General features: G+C 78.0%; 1 pseudogene. It reads left to right on the top strand.

What is annotated here, in order from left to right:
- Positions 1 to 881, top strand: a pseudogene (locus ABD378_RS42870) (hypothetical protein); the annotation flags it as partial.

Raw genomic sequence — 881 nt, forward strand, 5'->3', positions numbered from 1 at the left:
CGCGGCCGAGGCCCGCGCCGAACTCACCGCGGCTCGCGCGTCGGACGCGGCGGACGCCGCCGAGCACGCCTACGACGCGGAACGCCGTGCCGCCGAGTCGATCGCCGAGGACGAGCGCCTCGCCGAGCTGCTCGGACTTCCCGGGGCGAGCTCCTTGGGCGGGGTGCCGCTGCCCCGCCAGGGTGCGGCACAGACGGGCGACCGGGAGGACAGGACCGCCCCTGACGCCGGCGCCGCAACGGGCACCCGATCCCTGACCGAAGGCCCCCTCTCCCTCCCGGAGTTGGACCGCAGCGCCGACGACCTGCGCACGCTCCTCGACGACGGGGTCGCCTCCGCCGGGCGGCAGCGCTTCGAACTGCGCACCGCCGCAGCCGACGACTCCCGCATCCTGGGCGCCCTCGGCGACGGCGGGCTGCTGCCGCCGGGGCCTGACGTCCTGGCCACCGTCGAGTTCCTCGGCGAGCACGGCATCCCCGCCCTGCCCGGCTGGCGCTACCTCGCGCAGGCCGTCGACCCCACCGACCACGCGCGCGTGCTCGCCGCCCGCCCCGAGCTCGTCGACGGCGTCGTCATCACCGACCCCGCCACCCACGCACGGGCCCGCGAAGCGCTCGCCGGTGCCGCACTGCTCCCCCGCTCCGCGGTCGCCGTAGGCACCGCGGCCGCCCTCCTCGCGCCGACCCCCGGTGAGAACGCACAGGGCGAGGACGTCTTCCTCGTACCGCCGAACCCCGCCATGCACGACGAGCACGCCGCCGACGAGGAGCGGCAGACGCTCCGCGCGCGGGCGGCCCAGCGCGACGAGGAGATCCGGGCGCTGGCCGTCCGCCTCGCCAAGGACCGCGAGCTCGCCGCGCGGCTCGCCTCCTGGCGCGGCG

The sequence above is a fragment of the Streptomyces rectiviolaceus genome (assembly GCF_039533825.1).
Taxonomy (GTDB): domain Bacteria; phylum Actinomycetota; class Actinomycetes; order Streptomycetales; family Streptomycetaceae; genus Streptomyces; species Streptomyces rectiviolaceus.